Source organism: Nostoc sp. CCY0012 (assembly GCF_963920855.1).
GTDB lineage: Bacteria > Cyanobacteriota > Cyanobacteriia > Cyanobacteriales > Nostocaceae > Cyanocohniella.
On sequence record NZ_CAWUDM010000270.1, the window covers coordinates 1 to 255 of the forward strand.

Here is a 255-nt window from a genome sequence, read left to right on the forward strand (position 1 = left end):
TGATGGTGTCCAGTGCTTCGCGTTATAAATTTGGCGGCAGTTTGTCAGCTAGGACTTTTAGTGCATTGGCGCGATACTCTTCATTCCGAATTTCTTTGGCAGCAGCCAGTGCTTCGCGTAATAAATTTGGTGGCAGTTTGCTGGCTAAGGCAGTTAAGAGATTGAAGCGATTTGACCCATCTTGAAAATGCTTGGCGGCAGCCAGTGCTTCTGGTAATACTTGGGGTAGTTTGTTAGCTAATCCAGGTAGTAGAT

The 255-nt window shown here is 45.9% G+C and carries 1 protein-coding gene; it reads right to left on the bottom strand.

Translation table 11 applies throughout. The features are described 5' to 3' along the window. Positions 1–22: 22 nt before the first annotated feature. Positions 23–255 (bottom strand): hypothetical protein (locus ACM0OS_RS29100; RefSeq protein ID WP_414546639.1); only part of this gene is annotated, 233 nt, incomplete at its 5' end.